This window comes from Streptomyces sp. SID11385, assembly GCF_010548245.1.
Taxonomy (GTDB): domain Bacteria; phylum Actinomycetota; class Actinomycetes; order Streptomycetales; family Streptomycetaceae; genus Streptomyces.
The window spans coordinates 1-2,103 of sequence record NZ_JAAGLR010001008.1 but is presented as its reverse complement, the minus strand read 5'-3'; the positions used below and the strand labels follow the sequence as shown (position 1 = coordinate 2,103).

The following is a 2,103-nucleotide window of genomic DNA, read 5'->3' as shown; positions in this document are numbered from 1 at the left end:
GGATCGGCGCCGCGTGGTCGGCGGCCGAGGACCCGGACGCGGCCGAACGCCGCGTGTGGAGCGAGCGGACCGGCTGACGCGCCGGGGGCGCCGGAGCCGTGGTGGCCCCGGCGCCCCCGGCGCCCTGGATCGCGCGCGGCGCCCCGGGCCCGTACCCGAAAGCCCCGCGCGCCGCGCCTCAGCGGGTCAGCGCCTCAGCGCCTCGATGTTCAGCGCCGCGTCAGGATGTCGCTCAGCACCGTGTGCACGTACGTGTTCGCGTGCTTGCCGTTGAAGCGGTCGGAGGACGGGCCCTCCGCCGTGACCGGGACGGCGACCGAGGTGTGCTGGCCCGTGGTCCAGTCGATGGTGAAGGACTTGTCCGAGTTGCGGACCGGGAAGGGCCCGTCCTCCGTCGACTGGCCCGAGCCGGTCTCGTCGGCCGGGTCGTTCTCCTCGACGGAGAGGCCGCCCGTCTCGTGGTCGGCGGTCACGACGAGGAGCGTGTCGGGGTGCGTGGCCACGTAACTCCGCGCGACCGCGACGGCGCGCTCCAGCTGCCGCATCGACTCCAGGGTCTTCTCGGCGTTGTTGGCGTGCGCGAACTCGTCGGTGCCCTCCTCCTCGACCATGAGGAAGAAGCCGTTCTTGTTCTTGCTCTTCCCCTTGCCGTCGAGGGTGTCGAGCGCCTTCGTCGTCATCGTCGCGAGGTCGACGACCGGCTTGTAGACGTCGCCCTGGCCCTCGGGCTTCTGCTGGAACATCTCCTCGTTGGCGAAGAGGCCGAGCAGCTTCCCGTCCTTCGCCTTCGCCTTGCCGAGCTGCTTGGCGGAGGAGACGTACTCGTACCCCTTCTTCTTCGCCTTGGCGACGAGGTTGCCCTTCGTGCCCTTGCTCGCCTCGCTCGGGTCCTCGGCGGGCTTGTCGGGGAAGGCGCCCGCGGTGCCCTTCGGCAGCCACCAGTCCTCGCCGCCGCCGAGGATCACGTCGGGCTTCGCGATGTCGAGGTACTGGCGGGCGATCTCGTCCTGCTGGCCCCGGTCGGCGGTGTTGGAGAAGAACGCGGCCGGGGAGGCGTCGGTGACCTGCGCGGTCGTGACGAGGCCGGTCCGCTTCCCGGCGGCCTTCGCCTGCTGGCCGAGCGTGGCGAGCTTGTTGCCGTCCACGTCGACGCTGATCGCGCCGTTGTACGTCTTCTCACCGGTCGCCCAGGCGGAGGCGGCGGCGGCCGAGTCGGTGATGACGGCCTTCGGGTCGTGCGGGCTCGTGGTGAGCTGCCCGGCGACGGGGAGCTTGTCCATGGTCAGCTCGCCGTCGAGACCGGCGAGGTAGAGCCGGGCGGCCTCGCGCGCGGCGGGACCCATGCCGTCGCCGTTGATGAAGATGACGTTCTTCGCCTGCGGCGCCTTCTTGGCGGCGGCCTGCGGCGCCTGCGCCGAGGCGCCGAGGGTGGGGCTCACCACCATCGTGACGACCGCGGTCGCCGCGACGGCGGCGAGGGTCGTGCCGAGGTGACGCGGCTTGCGGGTGACTCTGTCCACGGGTCTGCTCCCCGGTGCTCGTGGTGGACCGCGCGGGCCGAGGGGGCCGGGCGCGGGCGGTGCGGGCTCCGGCCGGTGAGGACCGTCGCGCCGAGGACGCTAAGGACGGCACCGGGCGCCCGGGTGAACGGCGGGTGAGCGGCGGAGGCGGATAGGGTGTCGGGACAATCCGGGTGCGGTGGGCAGGAGTTGGCAGGGATGGCGGGGGTGCCGGTCAGCACGGGGGACGGGGCGACGGGACGGGGCGGGGCGGCGGTGGGCGTACGCGGCACAGCGCCCGCCGACGTACGCGGCACAGCGCCCGCCGACGTACGCGGCGCCGAGCCCGTACGGGGCCGGTCCGGGACCCGCCCGCGCCTCCTGGCGGCCCTGGCCGCACTCGCCACGACCGGCCTCGCCCTCGGCGTGCGGGCGCTGTGGCCCGCCACGGACTTCGCGAAGTACGCGGGGGACGCGCTCTACACCGTCCTCCTCGCCTGCCTGTGCCTCCTGCTCGCCCCCGCCCTCCGGGCCCGCCGCGCCGCGGCCGTCGCCCTCGCGCTGAGCTGGGCGGTCGAACTGGTCCAAATCTGGCCGTACGTAG

General features: G+C 73.7%; 2 protein-coding genes. One reads left to right on the top strand and one right to left on the bottom strand.

The features are described 5' to 3' along the window. Positions 1-209 precede the first annotated feature (209 nt). A complete protein-coding gene (locus tag G3I42_RS30890; protein ID WP_164291020.1) occupies positions 210-1,520 on the bottom strand; it encodes an alkaline phosphatase in 1,311 nt (436 codons plus the stop codon). 207 nt (positions 1,521-1,727) lie between these two features. Here G3I42_RS30890 and G3I42_RS38520 point away from each other — a divergent pair. Continuing rightward, a partial coding sequence (locus G3I42_RS38520) for a DUF2809 domain-containing protein (protein WP_343244710.1) occupies positions 1,728-2,103 on the top strand: 376 nt, incomplete at its 3' end.